Raw genomic sequence first — 18,446 nt, 5'->3', positions numbered from 1 at the left:
ATCGCGACTTCCCAAGACGCCGCCTCCGGGCGGCGTTTTCGTGTCGGCACAAACCAGCTTGCGCCGGACCCCATCGCATCGCACATTAAACCGCAATCCGGGAACCAAACCATGTCCGAACTGAGTACCGAACTCCGCGCCGCCATACGCACCATTCCGGACTATCCCAAGCCGGGCATCCTGTTTCGCGACATCACCACGCTGTTGGGTCAACCGCGGGCGTTTCGCCGGGCGGTCGACGGGTTGGTGCACCCCTATGCCGGGCTGCAGGTTTCAAAGGTGGCAGGTATCGAGGCGCGTGGCTTCATTCTCGGCGGCGCGATGGCGCACCAACTGTCGGCCGGGTTTGTGCCAATTCGCAAGAAGGGCAAGCTGCCGCATGAGACCGTGCGCGTGGCCTACAGCCTCGAATACGGGCTTGATGAAATGGAAATGCACAAGGATGCGGTCGCCGAGGGCGAAAGCGTGATCCTGGTCGATGACCTGATTGCCACCGGCGGCACTGCCGAGGGTGCCGTGAAATTGCTCAGGCAGATGGGCGCCAACATCGTTGCCGCCTGCTTTGTCATCGATCTGCCGGATCTCGGTGGACGCAAGAAGCTCGAAAACCTTGGCGTTCAGGTTCGTACACTGATTTCCTACGAGGGGCACTGAGGCGCGCCGGAACTGGTTTCCGGCGCTCCTGATGCCCGGCGATGCCTCAATCGCCAGCTTCGGGCAATTTGATCAGCACGGCAGAATCAAAACTCATCACTATGTTGCCGGCCTTGTCATGGGCTTCGGCGCTGGTTTCGAGCACTGACCAGCCCGGACGCGAATTGAGCGGACGGGCGCCGCGGTTGATGCGCGAATAGCGGATCTCGTCGCCCGCGAAAACCGGTTTGAACCAGCGAATGTTGCGAATCCCGGGCGAAGGGCCGAATTCGGGCGGCGTCCGGCCGTCGGCTTGGGCTTTTGCCACGTCATTTTCGATTGAGCGGATGTTGAGCTTCATCCAGGTAGCCGAGGTGTGCCAACCGGAAGCGCAAAGACCGCCAAAAACGGTGTTTTTGGCCGCCTCAGCATCGACGTGAAAGCGCTGCGGGTCGAATTGTCGGGCAAAGGCGATTATCGCCTCGGCGGTAAAGACATGGCTGCCGAGATCGCGGCGGACGCCCAGTTCGTAGTCGGTCTCGATACTCATGCCTCACCGCCTTCCTGCGGCCGCAGGCGCACCATCACCGGGTTTTCGGATTCAATAACCGTATCGCCGATCTGGTTGCGCAATTCATGGCGCAGACTGACGATGCCGATGCCCGGCCGGGAACGCGATTCGCGGGCCTCGAGCACCCGGGTCTCGCCGCTCAGGACATCGCCGGCAAGCACCGGTTTTCTCCATCGCACGTGGTCAATCCCTGGAGCTCCCTCAGCGGCGGTGCGCAGCAGATAGCTATCTGCCATCATCCGCATCATCATGGCGCATGTGTGCCAGCCTGAAGCTGCCAGACCGCCAAGAATCGAGGCGGCGCCGGCTTCGGCATCGATATGCATGGGCTGCGGGTCGAACTCCATGGCAAAGGCTATGATCTCGTCGGCGGTCACATCCTTGGGGCCGAGCGGAAAGATGGTTCCGGGACTCATGTCCTCGAAATAGAGAAGGTCTTGCTCGGGCATCAGGCTTGTCGCTTTCTCAAAACTGCTTCGCGGTGCAACATAGTTGATTTGGTTTAGACGTGAAAGGATCTAGCGGGTTGGCTTGATCCCGGTCAAATCGCGAACTCTTATATAACGTATGATAAATACATACCGGCGGACTTGCCGGGATCAAATTCAAGGAGCCCCTTCATGTTCAAGTCAAATGTTGGTCAATTCGACCGTATCCTGCGCATCATTGCCGGTGTTGTGCTGCTTTCACTGTATTTCATCTATCCGGATGCAGCATGGCGCTATGCCGCGCTGATTGGCATCATTCCGCTGTTTACCGGTCTGTTTGGCACCTGCCCACTGTATTCGCTGTTCGGCCTTTCAACCTGCCCGGTACGCAAGGGTTGAAGGCCGACACCCGGTCTGGTGGGGTGGGGCCGCCCGTCCACCAGATCGGGCTGGGCGACTATTGGCATGCTCATAGCGGGATATTCTATCCAACCTCTACGGGAAGCGTGTGGATCAGCGCTGCTGCGGCGTTGTGTTCGGCATGGCCGCCGAGCAGGACGAACCAGACATAAGGAACAGCATAGGCCAGCGTTGTCAGTGCCAATACGGCTCGCACCAGCCGGGTGTCGAAGCGTCGCCACAAAATCACGATCAGCGCCAGTGCAAGCGCCAGTTCGAGTTTGGAGAAGATGTCGCCATAGTGCCGTGGGTCCCAATAGGAAACCGGCGAAACAAAGCGCCACTGGCTAAAGGGCACGAAATGGGCGTGGCCATCGTTCACATGCAGCGGCAGGTCGCCAAATATGTGGGTGAGAGCGGCGAGCGCGAACAACATCACCATCATCGCCACTGATGCGAAGCTCTGGCTGCGGCGCATCAGCAGCCAGGCCAGCAAGGCGATTGCCGTAAACAACGGTATCGAGTTCATCCAGTCGATGGCGGTGAGCCATGGCGGGTTAAAATACCAGACCCGCCACACCTCGTTTTCAGGAACGCCAGTCAGTTTCGACCAGACGAACATGACGAAGATCAACGCATCGGGCGCAAAGGCGCCCACCAGAACCGCGGCATTGTTGCGGCGGTTCTCGCGTCCGGGTCGGGTCAGCAACCCCGCTGCAAGCAAGATGTGAGTCTGGGTGTTCATTGCGGCCGACCTTGCGCGGAACAGGGCGCTCGCGCAAGCAGGCTCACGAAGATATGACCGACCATCCCGGCAGCCCGTTGCTGCGGGGATGGTGAGCGTTTTCAGGTATTGAAACGGAAGTGGATGACGTCGCCGTCCTGAACGACATATTCCTTGCCTTCGTCGCGAGCCTTGCCGGCTTCCTTGGCCGGCACTTCGCCGCCGAGAGTCACATAGTCGTCGTAGGCAATGGTGAAGGCGCGGATGAAGCCGCGTTCGAAATCGGTGTGAATGACACCGGCGGCGGCGGGCGCCTTGGTACCGCGCTCAATCGTCCAGGCCCGGGTTTCCTTGGGTCCGACGGTAAAATAGGTAATCAGGTCGAGCAGATGGTAACCGGCGCGAATCAGCCGGTCGAGGCCGGCTTCTTCGAGCCCGAGCGCTGCAAGATATTCCTGTGATTCCTCGTCCGGCAGTTGCGCCACTTCAGATTCGATTGCCGCGGAAACGACAATGCTTTCCGCACCCTGTTCGGCTGCCATCTTGGCGACGGCCTGGGTGTGCGCGTTGCCGTCCACGGCATCGGCTTCGGAGACATTGCAGACATAAAGCACTGGATGAGCGGTCAGAAGGTTGAGGCCCCTGAGGATCTCAAGGTCTTCGTCCGCCAGGTCCTTCAGCATGGTGCGGACCGGTTTGCCGTCCTGCAGCAGTTTCAACGACGCTTCCATCATCGGCAACAGCGTCATCGACTCCTTGTCCTTCGAGGCGGCGCGCTTGCGGGCCTGATCGGTGCGGCGCTCGAGGCTTTCGAGGTCGGAGATCATCAACTCGGTTTCGATGGTGTCGGCATCGCTGACAGGGTCAATGCGGCCTTCGACATGGGTGATGTCGTCGTCTTCGAAGCAGCGCAGCACATGGACGATGGCGTCGACTTCGCGAATGTTGGCCAAAAACTTGTTGCCCAGGCCTTCACCCTTGGAGGCGCCGCGCACCAGGCCGGCGATGTCGACAAAGGCCATGCGTGTGGGGATGATCTCTTTCGACCCGGCCACTTCAGCCAGTTTGCGCATACGCGGATCGGGAACCGCGACCTCGCCGGTGTTGGGCTCGATCGTGCAGAACGGGTAATTCGCAGCCTGCGCGGCAGCGGTGCGCGTCAGTGCGTTGAACAGGGTGGACTTGCCGACATTGGGCAGTCCGACGATACCGCATTTGAAACCCATGGAATTGCTGTCCTTCACGTAGATACTTGCGGCTTTGTATGGATGTGACGTGCCGCGTCAAGGGGCGAGCAGCGCTAACCGTCGGCGAGGCCCGACAAAAGGTCCGGATTGACCTGTGGTTGGTCCTGCGGGAGGCCACGTTGCCCCGATATTTGTTCCATCAAGCCAAGAAGCTCTCTATAGCGCGATGCCGGGGCGAAAGACATCGTTGCGGGGAGGGCTGCCGAATTTTCTTGCGTATTCCCGGCTGAATTGGGTGGCGCTCTCATAGCCCACCTCATAGGCGGCGGAAGACACCGAATGCCCGTCCATGGCGATCAGCCGACGCGCCTCCATCAACCGCAGATCCTTCTGGTACTGGAGCGGGGTGGTTCCGGTGATCTGCTTGAAATGCTGATGGAACGATGACGGACTCATGCCAGCTTCATCGGCAAGTCCGGCCACGGCCAGGGGGACGTGGTAATCGGTCTGGATCCTGCCAATGGCGCGCGATATCCGGCTGGCATGGCTGTCGCGCTGCATCAGTTGCCGGAGCATGCCGCCATGATTGGCCATCAGCAGCCGGAAATGGATTTCCTTGAGTATCAGGGGGCCATTACCTTGGCTTCGACAGGATTATTTGCGAGGGCGAAGTAGCGTCCAACCGCCGCGACAAGAGCTGGCTCGGCGGCGCTTGCGGCAAGCGGTTTGGGTTGGCGCTGCTCGGCGAGCGCGGTTCCGACGTCCTCGACGAGGCTGCGCAGGATCGCGATATCCAGCCCGATGATGATTGCCAGATATGGGTGCTGCGGGCTGGCTTCGATAACCCGCGCCATGACTGGCAGGTCATGGCTGACAATCAGGGACTCGCCGGTACCCGATATCACCGATCGGTCGCCGATCGTCACTTCCTTGCAGCCTTGCAGGTTCAGGCAGATCACCGGATTGTAAACCACGGCTTCAAACCGGCTCGGCTGGGTCTGGCGATGAACATAGAGGCCGACGATGTCGGTCGCGCGCCCCATAAGGGTATCAGTGCTGCTGCCGATGAATTCATCCACGCGTCGGGCCAGGTCGGGTATCGTCATGGGGCTGTCCTTTCGGCTTTCAGAGATAGAACATCAGGTGCATGGGGTCACGCTGGGATGTGAGGCTTTGGAGGATTGGGCAAAACTTGCGGAGAATCCGGCAGGCATGACGGCAGCCTTGCGGCTAGCTTGCACTCATCTCGAACCGCAGGAGCCTGACATGACCCACCCAATCGCACTTATCACCGGCGGCAGCCGTGGCCTGGGCCGCAACGCCGCACTTCATCTTGCCCGACAGGGCGCAGGCATCATCATCACTTATCTGTCGCGCGCGGAAGAGGCTGCCGCCGCTGTAAAGGATATCGAAGCCCTTGGCGGGACGGCCGCCGCCCTGCAGCTTGATACCGGAGACCTGGCCCAATTTGCAGGTTTCGCCGAGCAGCTTGCGCAAACACTGAAGAATCTGTGGGGGCGGGATCGGTTCGACTTTCTGGTCAACAATGTCGGCATGGGTATCCATGCCGCTTTTACCGATACCACCGAAGAGCAATTCGACACGCTGATGAATGTCCATCTCAAGGGCGTGTTCTTTATCACCCAGCGGTTGCTGCCGCTGCTCGAAGATGGCGGTCGCATTCTCAATGTCTCCACCGGTCTTGCGCGATTTAGCACGCCGGGATTTGCCGCCTATGCCGCGATGAAGGGCGCAATCGAGGTTCTGACCCGCTATCAGGCCAGGGAACTGGGCCCACGCGGCATTGCCGTCAACGTTATTGCGCCGGGCGCCATTGAAACCGATTTCGGCGGCGGCGCGGTTCGCGACAATCCCGATGCCAATGCCTTTGTCGCCGGCAACACGGCAATGGGGCGGGTCGGTCTGCCCGACGATATTGGCGAGGCGATCGCCAGCATGCTGCTTGGCGGCAGCCAATGGATGACGGCGCAGCGGATCGAGGTGTCGGGCGGAATGTACCTCTAGACTACCAGCGGTCGAGTCTGTGCCGATGGTAGTTCGGGAACTTGCGCAGTCGCCGGTTCCCGTGCCGCCATCTGGCGGATCAACCCGGCTGAAAGGTTTTTGTGGGATGCTTGCATTTGTCAGCCTTGGGAGAGAGCGCATGGAAACCGAGCTAGCCACCTGGCATTTTGTCGTCGCGGGCTTCGTGTTTGCCCTCATTGGCGTGTTTGCGCATGTGATCCGGGCGGTGTCCAACCTCTATCCGGACAAGCTGTCGGATACGCCGGCGGTCAATATTCTGGTCTCCAGCGGTTATAGCTGGGGGGACTATCTGTGGGGTACCGAGTTTGACGATGCGGGCTATTACAAGCTCGATAGCCTGCGAAACCTCAGGCTGTGCGTCACATTCTCGGTGCTTGGCGGTCTTGGTGCGATGCTGCTGGTCGATGGCGCCGGGCTCGGCATGGCCCATCTGATCGAAGCCGGCATCGGCGGCTTTGTCGATCTGTTCTGGCAGCGGATTGCTGAACTGAAAAGCTGAACCGCGCTCCTGCCTGCGTCTTCGGACGCGGATTGGCTACTTGTTGCCGCCCAGCAATTTTCTCAGCATTTCTGCCATCGGTCCCGATGCGGGCAAGGAGGGCTTGCCCTGTCGCGCCTGATGGATGTGCGATTTGGCCGCTGGCTTGGGCTTTGTTTCGGCAGCGACGTCGGGCTTGACCGGTTGTTTGGCCGGCTTGGCGGGTTTCGGCGCTGCCGAACCGGTGGCCAGCGCCAGCTTGTTGAGAAAACCTGCATCATCGCCGCGCGCCAGCAATTCGGCGTTGTCGGCAATTGCGTCCAGCAACGGCTCCAGCCATTCCATGTCCGACTTGGCGAAATCGCCCAGCACATAAGGGCTGACACGGTCCTTGTGTCCGGGATGGCCGATGCCGATCCGGAGCCGCTTGTAGTCCTTGCCGCAATGGGCATCGATTGATTTGAGCCCGTTATGACCACCATTGCCACCGCCTGTCTTGAGCTTGAGCTTGCCGGGCGCCAGATCGAGTTCGTCATGGATGACGATGATGTCGGAAGGGGCGAGCTTGTAGAACCGCATGGCTTCGCCAACGCTGTCGCCCGACAGGTTCATGAAGGTCATCGGCTTGAGCAGCAGGACTTTCTCGCCGGCAAGTGTGCCTTCGGCGATTTCACCCCGGAATTTTTTCGAAAACCCGGAAAACGAATGGCGGCGGGCAATTGCGTCCGCCGCCATGAAGCCGACATTGTGCCGGTTTCTAGCGTATTGAGAGCCCGGATTTCCAAGTCCCGCGATAAGCAGCATGGATCCTGATCCTCAAAAAAACGCCGAAACGGCTTATTCTTCGGTTTCGCCTTCAGCTTCGCCTTCGGCTTCATCGGTGGCGGCGTTGTCGTCGCTCTTGAGGCCTGCAGGTGATGCGATGGTGGCGATGGTAAAGTCGCGATCGGTGATCGTCGGCTCAACACCTTCGGCCAGCTTCACATGCGAGATGTGAATGCCGTCGCCGATTTCCAGACCGGTGAGATCGACGATGATCGAATCGGGGATCGCATTGGCAGGGCACTGGCACTCGACCGTGTGGCGCACAACGTTGAGAACGCCGCCGCGCTTGAGGCCGGGCGATGCTTCTTCGTTCTGGAAGTGAACCGGGATTTCGACGGTCACGCGGGTGTTCTTCGAGATGCGCAGGAAATCCACGTGCATCAGGAAGTCACGTACCGGGTCAAGCTGGTAGTCCTTGGGCAGGACGCTGTACTTCTTGCCGTCGACCACGATGGTGGCCAGCGTGGTCATGAAGCCACCAGCATGGATCTTCAGGGTAACATCCTTGCGCGAGAGCGCGATGGAAACCGGCTCTTGCTTGTCACCATAGATGACAGCGGGAATCAAACCGTTGCGGCGAAGTTCACGGGCGGACCCCTTACCAACCCGTTCGCGCGCCTCGGCCTTAAGCTCATATGCAACTTTGCTCATGGCAAGTCCTTTCGAGGTTCTATTTGGGGCTGCTTCCGGGTGGCCGGCTTGCGCTGGTTCCAAAAAGCATCAAGCGCCGTTGCCGGCGCCTCATCCGCGTTGCCTCCAAGGGTGTCTGCACGGACGTGGCCGCTATAACCGAGCACCCGCGCAAATGCAAGGGATCGGGCCCGTCGGGCGTGGCGCCGTGGCATGCCGGCAAGAGGCGCGGCTTGGTATTTGCGCTCTGCCGCACCGTTACGACGATCAGGCGAATTGACGCAGCATCCGGTGATGGCTAGATTCACCGCACGGGGATAACCGGAACTCCTGTCGAGAGCCTTGGCTCCAAGCTCCGCAATACATGCAAATGCTGCGGAGCCGCAACATGTCACAAATTCATGGTCAATCCACTTTATTGTCCGCCGAACTAGCCGCAATCGCCGCGGAACTGACCATCGACGGTGTCAGGAAACCGCCGGCGCGGGCGATCTCCGGGCTGATGATTGCCGGCTCTGTCTGGCGACATCCGTTTGGTGCAGAGCGATGGGCCAACGAATTCAGGGGCAGGGTAGTGGCAGTCTATTGCGTTCACGGGCACGAGGTGAGCCAGGCGGTGTGCGGGGTCCTCAAAGAGCAGGGTGTAGAAGCCGTTGTCCTGACAGGCGGTTTTGAAGCCTGGAAGGATGCGGGTCTGGTGGTTGAGCCGGTGGAAGCCACCGATGCGTGAGGATAAGAGCTCACAGCCCTCCTACGGTGAAATGTTTCGCGTCTTCGGGCGCATTGGTCTGTTGTCGTTCGGCGGTCCTGCCGGCCAGATCGCGCTGATGCACCGGGAACTGGTCGAAATCAGGCCATGGCTGGATGAGCCACGGTTCCTGCACGCGCTTAATTTCTGCATGCTGCTGCCGGGCCCGGAGGCGATGCAGCTTGCCACCTATTCGGGCTGGCTGATGCGCGGCATAAAAGGCGGCTTGCTTGCCGGGCTGTTGTTCGTGTTGCCGGGCTTTGCCGTCATCATTGCGTTGTCGGCGCTCTATTTTCGCCATGGCGACCTGCCGGTGGTGGCAGGCATTCTGTTTGGTCTCAAGGCGGCGGTGCTGGCCATTGTCGTCGAGGCACTTGTGAAAGTATCCCGGCGGGCACTGAAATCGCGCTTCGCCTGGGCGCTGGCGATCTCGGCCTTGGTCGCCATTGCATTTTTGAAGCTGCCGTTTCCGCTGATCGTGCTTGGCGCCGGGGTGATCGGTATTAGCCGCTCGGCTGTGCGACGTGATGCGTCCTCGGTCGTTGTGATCGACCAGGATGATACCGGTCCGCTGGCCGGTCAGACGCTCCGCACATTGCTGGTCTGGGGGCTGATCTGGCTTGCACCGCTGGCGTTGCTTTCGTACCTGCCTGGCGTGCCCGAGGCCTTTGCCGCCATGGGCTGGTTCTTCTCCAAGGCGGCGATCGTTACCTTTGGCGGCGCCTATGCCGTGTTGGCCTATGTCGGCCAGCAGGCGGTCGAGGTGCATGGCTGGCTGATGCCGGGCGACATGCTGGCGGGGCTGGGGCTGGCGGAAACCACACCCGGGCCGCTGATCCTCGTGCTGGTGTTTGTCGGTTTTCTTGGCGGCGCGCGGGAAGCGGGCCTCGAGCCGCTTGTTGGCGGGTTGATGGGCGGGGCGGTGGCGTTGTTTTTCACCTTCGTGCCGTGTTTTTTATGGATCTTCATCGGTGCGCCGCATATCGAGCGGTTGCGCTCGGTGCAGTGGCTGTCAGCCGGCCTGTCGGCGATTACCGCGGCGGTGGTCGGGGTGATCGCTAACCTGGCGGTCTGGTTTGCGCTTCACGTGCTGTTCGGGTCGGTGGTGGAGACCAGGCTGGGGGCGTTGACTCTGCCTGTTGTCGATCCGGCAAGCCTTGATCTGGCCGCACTGGCAATCGCGCTCGGAGCGGGCGTGGCGCTGTTGCGCTTTCACGCCAATCTGTTTGTCGTGCTGGGTGGCGCCACGCTTGCCGGCGTGGCGGCGACGTTGCTTGCCTGAGTGATCAGTCGAACAGGCTGGAGACCGATTGTTCGGCGGCGGTGCGGTTGATTGCCTCACCCATCAGCGACGCCGTCGAGATGACCCGGATATTGTGGGCCGACTGGATGTCCTGAGTCGGCTGGATCGAGTCGGTGATCACCAGTTCCTTGAGCTTGGAGGAGGTGACACGGGCCACTGCGCCGCCAGACAATACGCCATGGGTGATGTAGGCCGTGACCGAAATCGCGCCATTGCCCAGAAGCGCTTCGGCGGCGTTGCACAGCGTGCCGCCGGAATCGACAATATCGTCGATCAGCAGACAATTCTTGCCGGCCACGTCGCCGATGATGTTCATGACTTCCGACTCACCCGGCCGATCGCGGCGTTTGTCGACAATGGCCAGCAGCGCATCCAGCCGCTTGGCGAGCGCGCGTGCACGCACCACGCCGCCGACATCGGGGGAAACCACCATCAGGCTCGAGTTCGGATAGTTTTCCTTGACGTCGCGCGACAGCAACGGAATGGCAAACAGATTGTCGGTCGGGATATCGAAAAAACCCTGGATCTGACCAGCGTGAAGATCGAGCGTCAGTACGCGGTCGGCGCCGGCCTCGGTGATCAGATTGGCAACCAGCTTGGCAGAGATCGGTGCGCGGGGACCGGGTTTGCGGTCCTGGCGGGCATAGCCGAAATAGGGCAGAACCGCCGTGATCCGCCGTGCCGAGGCGCGCCGGAAGGCGTCGATCATGATCAGCAGTTCCATCAGGTGGTCATTGGCGGGGTAGGACGTCGACTGAACAACGAAGACATCCTCGCCGCGCACATTTTCCTGAATCTCGACAAAGATCTCCTGATCGGCGAAGCGTCTGACGCTTGCCTTGCCGAGCGGCACATTGAGATAATTGCAAATGGATTCCGCCAAACGTCGGTTCGAGTTTCCTGCGAAAACCTTCATTTGGGACCGCCTGTCTTTTCGGCCGCGTCGCTTCATGCGCGCCAGTACGCATGGCGACGGGGCGCTAACCCGTTGGCCGCGTTTTAGCGGCGCTCGCGATGAATGCAAGCGCGCATCGGCCTTGCGCGCAATTTTTTTGTCATACTTTCTGCTGAACAGTGAAATGACGGTGCGTTGGCGGCTAACCGGATGTGGCGTCAGAAGCCGCGCCAGGCGGCATATTCGGCCATTGTGCGGGTTGCGATCCGCGCCATCACATCGGCCGGCACCGATGCCCATGGATCGCTTGCGCTGTCGGCGAAGGCTTCCTGTCCCTGGATACGGTGCTGCCTCGTGCCGGCCGAGTCGAGCACATCCCAGACATAGAATACCGTGGTTTGCCCATCGAAATTGTCGGCTGAGAAATAGCCTTTCAAGGCATGGTCGCCGCTGCTGTCGGCAGCGCTCAATATTACCAGGCCGCGATTGCGGGCCTCTGCCGCCAGTTGCCGCGAGAGCGGCGTGACCGCATTCACCGGCGCGCCGATTACCGGCATGAAACGGATCCTGCCGCGCACCTGTCCCGCAGGCAGAGAGGCGAGCGTAGAAGTCGCCGAAGCCGGGGCTGTGGAGGTTGGACTGGCCGGCGATGCGGGTGCCAACGCCTGATTGTCTGCGGACGGAAATGCAGCCGGCTCTCCGGGTGTCGTGTTTATAGCCTGTCCGCCGCTCGTCGGCGTGGCGCCGGGAATCGGCGCCAGAGCCAGCTCGGAGCTGTTGCAGCCGGCGATCGCGATGGTCGCGATGCTCAGGACGCCGATGGTTGTGATGCGTTTCAGCATGATGCCCGCCCGTTTTTCTCGCCTGTTATGAAAGCCCCGGGGCGAACCTGTCAATGCGCGCCAGTTCGGCCGCTGTTACTGCGGTGCAATGATCAGGCCCAGCGGTTTAGCCGAAAGCGATTCGGGTTCGGCCTCGGTGGTCAGGAAGGTCTGGCCCAGCGTCATGGCGGCGCCGGCTTCCGAATCCATGATGATCATGTGCACGAACAGCGTCATGTTGGGCGCAATTTGCAGCGGATTGCCGGCATGGAACATCTGGTGCTCCATCCAGCTCGGGGTAAACCGCGCGCCCACCGAATAACCGCAGGCATTGAGCCGGTGCCGTGTCAGGCCGCGATTGTCCATCACCTCGGCATGGGCGTCGAAGATATCGCCAAAGCTGGTTCCGGGCTTGAGGATTGCGGCGATGCTGTCGAGCGCTTCGCGGCAGGCCTCATAGAGTTCGACGTGGCGCGGCGTCGGCTCGCCGATAATGACGGTGCGCATCATGGCGGCGTGGTAGTGGGCATAGACGCCGGCCCATTCGAGCGTCAACTGGTCGCTGGCATCAAGCTTGCGCCGTCCGGCCTTGTAGCGGCACAGAAGCGCGTCTTCGCCCGAGCCGATGATGAATTCGTTGGCAGGATAATCGCCGCCGCCTGCGAACACTGCGGCCTGCATGGCGGCCAGAATGTCTGCCTCGTCGGCGCCGGGCTTGATCAGCGGTAGCGCGGCATCAAGGGCAGCGTCGGCGAGTTCAGCGGCGCGGCGGACATAGGCAATCTCTGCCGGGCTTTTGATCAACCGCAGGCGGCTGACCAGATAGGACGCATCGACCAGTTCAGCGAAGCTCTGCAGCTGGTTGTCCAGTTTGCGGCAATTGGCGCCGGTCAGGCCGTGGGTGTCGTATTCTACACCGATGCGTTCGCCCAGCAGATCGAGATCCGACAGGAGGTTCTTCAAGTCCAGCGCCGGGTCGGCGTTGGTCCGGTCGGTCCAGACCACGATTCGTTCGATGTTGGATGTGTGTCGTGCCTGGCGCAGGTCGGCGGAGCGGGTCAACAACGTCATGGTGCCGTCGGCCTTGACCACCAGGCATTGGAAAAAGCAGAAGCCGAAAGTGTCGTAGCCGGTCAGCCAGTACATGCTTTCCTGAGAGAACAGCAGCATGGCATCGAGCTTTTCAGCCTTCATGCTGGCGGTCAGCTTGTCCAGACGGCCGGCGTATTCGTCCTGTTCAAAATGCAGGGCCATGGGCGTCCTCCTTGATGGCGATGGCGGAAATTTGTCGTCCGTAATCGGGTTCGTTGCAATGGGTGGCGCGGCGATAGGAATACCACGCCTGTTCGTCGGCATAGGTGCACTGGGGCAGCATGGCTGCGTTCAGCCCGACCGAGCGCATCCGGTCGAGCGTCAGTTGCCTGAGGTCGAACATGGCGTGATCGGGGGTGTCGGACGGAATGAAATAGCGATCATGCGCCGGATCCCGGTCGAGAAAGCGGTCGACAAATTCGGGACCGACCTCGTAATTGGCCTGGCTGATCGAGGGGCCGAGCACCGCGGAGATGCGGCTGCGGACGGCGCCAAGGTGCTCCATGGCCAGGACTGTGTTTTCGACCACGCCGTCAAACGCGCCGCGCCAGCCCGCATGGGCAGCGCCGATCACGCCGGCCTCGGCATCGCAAAACAGCACCGGCCCGCAATCGGCGGTCAGTACGCCCAGCACCAGGCCGGGCGTTTGGGTGACAATACCATCGGCCTTGGGCCGCTCGGCGCGATTTTCCGCAGTGGCGACATGAACCGTGGGGGAATGGATCTGGTGAACGCTCACCAGCCGGTCAGACCCGAGGCCGAACCAGTTGCAAATCCGGGCGCGGTTTTCCGCCACATGGTTCTGATTGTCGTTTGAACCGAGTCCGACATTGAGGCCACGGTAGATCCCTTCCGACACGCCTCCGGCACGGCTGAAAAACCCGTGGGCAATGCGGCCATCGGCGGAGGTCTCGTCCAGAACTGCACTCCGGACCGGGTCGGGTCCGTGGCGGTCAACCGTCATGATTTGATCCTCTCCGAGGTCCCCGCCGGGACCGAATCCGCACACTGCTCTCGTTCGCGGGCGGGATCGTGGCTATCCGAAGGGCGTCTGTCAATTCGACTGTGTGTCTCGCTGCCAATTCAGTCAGGTCGCATTGCGGTCAAAGGGGGTAATCCGGACCGGCGCGCCACTGATCGCCAAGGCCTTGAAAAGCGCGCCCATTCGGCCTTCGCCTTCGCCGGCAAGGCGGTTGACCGCATCGCGGATCGCCGCCTGGGTCAAGCTGTCGCGGCCGGCCCCGAGCGCGCCTGCGCGCTCCACCAGCCCCAGTCCGACGAGAAGTTCGCCCTGGCTTATCGGCCGGTGCACATGCGCGCCAGAGGCAAGGGCCGCCTCGGCGAGTGCCTGAAAATCCACGTGGCTGGTCAGATCGGCTTTGCCGGGTCGCGTCAGAGGTGGGTCGTATTCGTGCCGGTAGACGGCCTGCAAGGTATCGCCAAAGGAGGTGACAAGGTGGCCATAATCGAGGATCAGCGCCGTGCCGCCATCGCGTGCGATCTTGGTTGCCACCGCCTGCATGACTGCTGATCGCGCTGGTGCCAGTTCGAAGGTTTCCCCCTCGGGAACGGCGTGTTCCTCGACTGGCAACAGGCTGGGGTCAAACCCGCCGGCGCCCAATCCGAAGGCCAGCTGACCGGTATCGTCAAGCCCGACCACGCGCTCGCGGAAGCCCTCGGCGGTCTTGACGAACTGGTGGATCGGGATGGCGTCAAACAGCTCATTGGCAACCATCAAGGTGAAGCCGTCGGGGATCTCTTCGAACGCCGTGTGCCAGGAAATCCGGTCCTTGATGCGCACCAGCGTCTGGCGCTGGACATCGCGCAACCGCTCGCTGGTCTCGACCATGTGAATGGTCGCGGTGGCGAACAGCTCCGGCGCAAGCCGTGAAATCACCCTGAGCGCATCTGACATCAGCGTGCCTCGACCTGGGCCGATCTCGACGATGCGAACATTTTTTGGGCTTGCCTGCGCTTGCCAGGCGTGGACCAGAAACACGCCGATCATTTCCCCGAACAATTGCGAGATTTCCGGGGCGGTGATGAAATCGCCGGAACGGCCGAAGGGTTCGCGGGCCTGATAATAGCCGTGTTCGGGGTCAGCCAGGCACAGTGCGAAATAGTCGGAAATCCGCAAGGGGCCACCCTCCTCGATGATGCGGACGATTTTCTGTGCAAGCGGTGTCATGTTTTGTGCATAGTGTGTCATGGCGCCCACCTTTTCCGGATACCTCAAACGCCTGGCCGGGCGGTTGCGCGGGATTTGGCGGTGACGACGGCCCACAAGCCAACGGCGATCATCGGCAATGAAAGCACCATGCCCATGGTTAACCAGCCGCCCGCGAGATAGCCGATATGGGCGTCGGGTTCCCGGAAGAATTCGACCACGATGCGCGCCATGGCGTAACCGATCAGGAACCAGCCGGCGATCAGTCCGGGCGATTTCAGCGCTTGCCGCCGATAGATCAGCAGCGCCAGTACCGCCAGCAGCAGCAGGCCTTCGAGACCTGCCTCGTAAAGCTGGGTAGGGTGGCGCGAAAACGGACCACCGGTGGGGAACACGAAAGCCCAGGGCACGTCGGTCAGGCGTCCCCACAATTCTGAATTGATGAAATTGGCGATCCGGCCGAAAAACAGTCCGGTGGGAACCACCGCGCAGACCACGTCGAACAGGCTGAAAACGGGAATATTGCGGCTGCGTGCAAACAGGATCATGGCCACCAGCGTTCCCAGCACGCCACCGTGGAATGACATGCCGCCGTTCCAGATTTCCAGCGCCCGCAGCGGATTGGCGGCAACGGCTGCCATGTCGTAGAACAGAATATAGCCGATGCGCCCACCCGCAACGATGCCGACCGTTGCCCAGACCAGGAAATCGTCGAGATCGAGCGGCGTGATCGGTGAACGGCCACCGGGCCAGAGCCGGTCATTGGCGGCTAGCCGCCTGGCATAACGCCAACCAAGCAGGATGCCGGCCACATAGGCCAGACCATACCAGCGGATCTTTACCGGGCCGAGCGCAAAGATTACCGGGTCGATATCCGGGAAGCTCATCAGCGAGAGCAGCGTGGCCGTGTAGTCCAAGGCGTAATCCTTCCTGTCCGGTTCATCATCCAGCGTGTCCTGGCTGGAACATGATACGGGTTTGAGGCAATTCTGGACCTTCCCGCCCGCGCGGTTTGCCGCTGCTGTATCGCATGTGAGCTTTGCGCAAGGCTTGCGGCCATCGCACGGCTTGCAACTGGCAGCCGGAGCGCTTACCTCAGGAAGATAAAGATTTGACCCCACCAGCCCCGACAAAAGGGATGAGGACCATGACCAGCGGACCGAACCGATTTCTCGACGAACTCGCCAAGCTGATGACCGATGCGGCGGGCGCCACCCAGGGTTTGCGCCGCGAAGCTGAAACCGCCATGCGCAGCCAGCTCGAACGGCTGATGAACTCGATGGATCTGGTCAAGCGTGAGGAATATGAGGCGGTTCGCGACATGGCAGTCAAGGCGCGCGAGGAAAACGACGCGCTTTCCGCCCGTCTCGCGGCGCTTGAAGCGAAGCTCGACGGAAAACCGTCCGCTGACGATGTTGCAACGGCAAAGCCGGCTGCGACCAAGCGGGCGCCACGCAAGAAGACCTGAACCACCCGGTCAGAGTGTTTTTCTTGTTTTTGCAGGCCTTTGCGCCTGTTGGTGCTGAGCCGGGGTGCCGGCAATTTCTTGTTGTCGCCACGACTTTAACTTCGGTGTGAAAGTCTTCCCAAGCGCACGGGACCAGCAACAGACATTATCTCGGATGAGCAATGCCGAAGACCTGTTCGGCATTGTTTTCGGACTCCGTAGCTCCAGCGATCACCTGATCTGTTCGGCTTACGCCTGCGCATGACAGTGTGCCCCCGAACTGCAGCCAGTGCCCTCCAAATTGCCGGGTCTTGTTGTCGGTATTTTCTCCCCGTCTGGACCTGAAGCAGGGCGACCGACGTGTCTTGGCGGGGTGGGTCGTTTTCAGCTCAGACAATCCAATGTTTTTTTGCACAGGCCATTGGCCGAACCCCAAGCATCAAAAAGCCTTTTGCGTGAGTCAGTTATGAGTCACGGCGGAATCAGTTTCGAGGCGTCGTCCACAGGCTGTCCCTGACAAAATGCAGCAGGGGGACTGGCGCTCGGACTCTGCATTTATACACTGATTCTAAATGATGATTCGGATCGGGCAGCAAACAACCCCGGTGGGAGTTGCGGTTGCGGGCCCCCAGGGACGGCGGTCGAGATCGTGCAGGAATTGCGTGTTTGCGGACACCGCCATGAGCGGATCGCAGGGCGCCAAAGGGAACTAGGTGGGGCATGAATCTTAGCAATATCGAATTCGAACGGCACTCTAATCCGGTAGACATGATCGAATTCGTGGCAGCGGCGAATGACTGGACGTTCGAGCGTTCGGGTGAACATGAAATCGCCATGACGGTCGAGGGGCACTGGACCGACTATCATGTTTCGTTTTCCTGGATGGAGGACTGCGAGGCGCTGCATATCGCCAGCGCCTTCGATATCAAGGTTCCCGACGTCCGCGTTACCGAGGTGATGCGGCTGCTCTCGCATGTCAACGGTCAGGTGCTGATGGGGCATTTCGACCTTTGGCAGCAGGAAAGTGTCATTATCTTCCGCCAGTCACTGTTGCTGGCCGGCGGCGCAGAACCCACCAACCGCCAGGTCGAGGTGTTGCTCTCCAATGCGCTTGATTCGTGCGAAGCCTATTTCCAGGCGTTTCAGTTTGTTGTCTGGTCGGGCATGGATGCGCACTCGGCGATGACGGCAGTAATGTTTGAAACCAAGGGCGAGGCCTGAGATGATTTCGCCTTCGACCCCTCTGGTTCTCGTCGGCGCAGGCAATATGGGCGGCGCTATGCTCAACGGCTGGCTTGATGCTGGCACCGATCCGGCGTCGATCCTGGTGATTGATCCCAAACCATCTGAGGCGATGGCGCAGCGGCTGGCCAAGGCCGGCGTGCGTTGCGAAAGCTCCCCACCCGCAGGCGTGACGGCGGGCGTGCTGATGCTCGCGGTCAAGCCGCAGATGATGGAAGCGGTACTGCCGGGGCTGACCGGGCTGGTGGGGCCGCACACTGTCAGCCTGTCGATTGCGGCGGGCAAGACCATCGCCTTTTTCGAACAATATCTGGGCGGCGCCGTGGTGCGCTCGATTCCCAACACGCCGGCCATGGTCGGCCGCGGCATCACCGGTGCGGTTGCCAATGCCGCCGTCAGCGCCGAAGCCCGGGCCGAGATCGATCGGCTGCTGTCGGTCTGCGGTCCGGTCGAATGGCTCGAGGACGAAGCCATGATCGATGCGGTCACGGCGGTGTCGGGCAGCGGCCCGGCCTATGTGTTTTATCTCGTCGAGTGCATGGCAGAGGCAGGCCGGAAATGCGGTCTGCCGGCGGACCTCGCCATGCGCCTGGCACGCGCGACCGTCACGGGGGCTGGTGAACTGATGCACCGGTCTCCGGACGGCGCCGCAACCTTGCGCCAGAATGTGACATCGCCCAACGGCACCACCGCTGCGGCGCTGGCGGTGCTGATGGCCGATGAAGGCATGCAACCGCTGTTCGACGCAGCGTTGAAGGCCGCCGCTGACCGATCGCGCGAACTGGCCGGTTGAACCGCCAATTTCCGAGC

At 61.0% G+C, this 18,446-nt stretch carries 23 protein-coding genes; 9 read left to right on the top strand and 14 right to left on the bottom strand.

What is annotated here, in order from left to right; all coding sequences use genetic code 11:
- The first annotated feature begins 111 nt into the window (after positions 1–111).
- Complete coding sequence (locus OEG84_RS09960; protein WP_267653617.1) at positions 112–654, top strand: adenine phosphoribosyltransferase; 543 nt, start codon at positions 112–114, stop codon at positions 652–654.
- A gap of 46 nt (positions 655–700) precedes the next feature.
- Here the strand turns inward: OEG84_RS09960 and OEG84_RS09955 are convergent, their stop codons facing one another.
- Positions 701–1,183 carry a MaoC family dehydratase gene (locus tag OEG84_RS09955; RefSeq protein WP_267653616.1) on the bottom strand — a complete coding sequence of 161 codons (483 nt, stop codon included), beginning with the start codon at positions 1,181–1,183 and terminating at the stop codon, positions 701–703.
- On the bottom strand, positions 1,180–1,653 hold the full coding sequence (locus OEG84_RS09950; protein ID WP_267653615.1) for a MaoC family dehydratase: 474 nt from the start codon (positions 1,651–1,653) through the stop codon (positions 1,180–1,182). The genes OEG84_RS09955 and OEG84_RS09950 overlap by 4 nt, the downstream gene beginning before the upstream one ends.
- 171 nt (positions 1,654–1,824) lie before the next feature.
- Between OEG84_RS09950 and OEG84_RS09945 the strand changes: the two genes are divergently transcribed.
- Positions 1,825–2,031 carry a YgaP family membrane protein gene (locus OEG84_RS09945; protein WP_267653614.1) on the top strand — a complete coding sequence of 69 codons (207 nt, stop codon included), beginning with the start codon at positions 1,825–1,827 and terminating at the stop codon, positions 2,029–2,031.
- Positions 2,032–2,116: 85 nt separating this feature from the next.
- On the opposite strand, the gene OEG84_RS09940 is transcribed toward OEG84_RS09945, so the two are convergent.
- From OEG84_RS09940 to OEG84_RS09925, 4 genes are all read right to left on the bottom strand, one after another.
- A complete protein-coding gene (locus tag OEG84_RS09940; RefSeq protein WP_267653613.1) occupies positions 2,117–2,776 on the bottom strand; it encodes a metal-dependent hydrolase in 660 nt (219 codons plus the stop codon).
- 101 nt (positions 2,777–2,877) lie between these two features.
- Positions 2,878–3,981, bottom strand: coding sequence for a redox-regulated ATPase YchF (gene ychF / locus OEG84_RS09935; RefSeq protein ID WP_267656148.1), 1,104 nt, complete (start codon positions 3,979–3,981; stop codon positions 2,878–2,880).
- A gap of 177 nt (positions 3,982–4,158) precedes the next feature.
- Entirely contained in the window at positions 4,159–4,536 is a 378-nt protein-coding gene (locus OEG84_RS09930; RefSeq protein ID WP_267653612.1) for a helix-turn-helix domain-containing protein, read from the bottom strand.
- A gap of 29 nt (positions 4,537–4,565) precedes the next feature.
- Positions 4,566–5,048: an AraC family transcriptional regulator gene (locus OEG84_RS09925; protein ID WP_267653611.1), complete on the bottom strand. Its 483-nt coding sequence runs from the start codon at positions 5,046–5,048 to the stop codon at positions 4,566–4,568.
- 160 nt (positions 5,049–5,208) lie between these two features.
- Between OEG84_RS09925 and OEG84_RS09920 the strand changes: the two genes are divergently transcribed.
- A complete protein-coding gene (locus tag OEG84_RS09920) occupies positions 5,209–5,967 on the top strand; it encodes an SDR family NAD(P)-dependent oxidoreductase (protein ID WP_267653610.1) in 759 nt (252 codons plus the stop codon).
- Positions 5,968–6,106: 139 nt separating this feature from the next.
- Positions 6,107–6,487: a hypothetical protein gene (locus OEG84_RS09915; RefSeq protein ID WP_267653609.1), complete on the top strand. Its 381-nt coding sequence runs from the start codon at positions 6,107–6,109 to the stop codon at positions 6,485–6,487.
- Positions 6,488–6,523: 36 nt separating this feature from the next.
- Here OEG84_RS09915 and pth read toward each other — a convergent pair whose 3' ends face one another.
- On the bottom strand, positions 6,524–7,270 hold the full coding sequence (gene pth, locus OEG84_RS09910; protein WP_267653608.1) for an aminoacyl-tRNA hydrolase: 747 nt from the start codon (positions 7,268–7,270) through the stop codon (positions 6,524–6,526).
- Between the two features lie 33 nt (positions 7,271–7,303).
- The gene (locus OEG84_RS09905; RefSeq protein ID WP_267653607.1) at positions 7,304–7,942 is read right to left on the bottom strand and encodes a 50S ribosomal protein L25/general stress protein Ctc; all 639 of its coding nucleotides are present in this window, start codon (positions 7,940–7,942) and stop codon (positions 7,304–7,306) included.
- Between the two features lie 367 nt (positions 7,943–8,309).
- Between OEG84_RS09905 and OEG84_RS09900 the strand changes: the two genes are divergently transcribed.
- The gene (locus tag OEG84_RS09900; protein WP_267653606.1) at positions 8,310–8,651 is read left to right on the top strand and encodes a rhodanese-like domain-containing protein; all 342 of its coding nucleotides are present in this window, start codon (positions 8,310–8,312) and stop codon (positions 8,649–8,651) included.
- A complete protein-coding gene (gene chrA, locus OEG84_RS09895) occupies positions 8,644–9,951 on the top strand; it encodes a chromate efflux transporter (protein WP_267653605.1) in 1,308 nt (435 codons plus the stop codon). The genes OEG84_RS09900 and chrA overlap by 8 nt, the downstream gene beginning before the upstream one ends.
- 4 nt (positions 9,952–9,955) lie before the next feature.
- Here the strand turns inward: chrA and OEG84_RS09890 are convergent, their stop codons facing one another.
- From OEG84_RS09890 to lgt, 6 genes are all read right to left on the bottom strand, one after another.
- The gene (locus OEG84_RS09890) at positions 9,956–10,888 is read right to left on the bottom strand and encodes a ribose-phosphate pyrophosphokinase (RefSeq protein ID WP_267653603.1); all 933 of its coding nucleotides are present in this window, start codon (positions 10,886–10,888) and stop codon (positions 9,956–9,958) included.
- A gap of 197 nt (positions 10,889–11,085) precedes the next feature.
- Positions 11,086–11,709: a RodZ family helix-turn-helix domain-containing protein gene (locus OEG84_RS25510; RefSeq protein ID WP_425602837.1), complete on the bottom strand. Its 624-nt coding sequence runs from the start codon at positions 11,707–11,709 to the stop codon at positions 11,086–11,088.
- A 75-nt stretch (positions 11,710–11,784) separates the two neighbouring features.
- Positions 11,785–12,942 carry a M24 family metallopeptidase gene (locus tag OEG84_RS09880; protein ID WP_267653602.1) on the bottom strand — a complete coding sequence of 386 codons (1,158 nt, stop codon included), beginning with the start codon at positions 12,940–12,942 and terminating at the stop codon, positions 11,785–11,787.
- The gene (gene pgeF, locus OEG84_RS09875) at positions 12,926–13,744 is read right to left on the bottom strand and encodes a peptidoglycan editing factor PgeF (protein WP_267653601.1); all 819 of its coding nucleotides are present in this window, start codon (positions 13,742–13,744) and stop codon (positions 12,926–12,928) included. The genes OEG84_RS09880 and pgeF overlap by 17 nt, the downstream gene beginning before the upstream one ends.
- A 123-nt stretch (positions 13,745–13,867) precedes the next feature.
- The gene (locus tag OEG84_RS09870; protein WP_425602836.1) at positions 13,868–14,989 is read right to left on the bottom strand and encodes a class I SAM-dependent methyltransferase; all 1,122 of its coding nucleotides are present in this window, start codon (positions 14,987–14,989) and stop codon (positions 13,868–13,870) included.
- A 23-nt stretch (positions 14,990–15,012) separates the two neighbouring features.
- Positions 15,013–15,834 (bottom strand): prolipoprotein diacylglyceryl transferase, encoded by an 822-nt coding sequence (lgt, locus tag OEG84_RS09865; protein ID WP_425602907.1) that lies wholly within the window; start codon positions 15,832–15,834, stop codon positions 15,013–15,015.
- A 260-nt stretch (positions 15,835–16,094) separates the two neighbouring features.
- On the opposite strand from lgt, the gene OEG84_RS09860 reads away from it, so the two are divergent.
- From OEG84_RS09860 to proC, 3 genes are all read left to right on the top strand, one after another.
- Positions 16,095–16,415, top strand: a complete 321-nt coding sequence (locus OEG84_RS09860; RefSeq protein ID WP_267653599.1) for an accessory factor UbiK family protein — start codon at positions 16,095–16,097, stop codon at positions 16,413–16,415.
- Between the two features lie 699 nt (positions 16,416–17,114).
- Positions 17,115–17,615 carry a type III secretion system chaperone family protein gene (locus tag OEG84_RS09855; RefSeq protein ID WP_267653597.1) on the top strand — a complete coding sequence of 167 codons (501 nt, stop codon included), beginning with the start codon at positions 17,115–17,117 and terminating at the stop codon, positions 17,613–17,615.
- 1 nt (position 17,616) lies between these two features.
- Positions 17,617–18,429 (top strand): pyrroline-5-carboxylate reductase, encoded by an 813-nt coding sequence (gene proC / locus OEG84_RS09850; RefSeq protein WP_267653596.1) that lies wholly within the window; start codon positions 17,617–17,619, stop codon positions 18,427–18,429.
- Positions 18,430–18,446: the final 17 nt, after the last annotated feature.

The sequence above is a fragment of the Hoeflea algicola genome (assembly GCF_026619415.1).
Classification (GTDB): domain Bacteria; phylum Pseudomonadota; class Alphaproteobacteria; order Rhizobiales; family Rhizobiaceae; genus Hoeflea; species Hoeflea algicola.
This window is presented reverse-complemented; position numbering and strand designations above follow the sequence as displayed.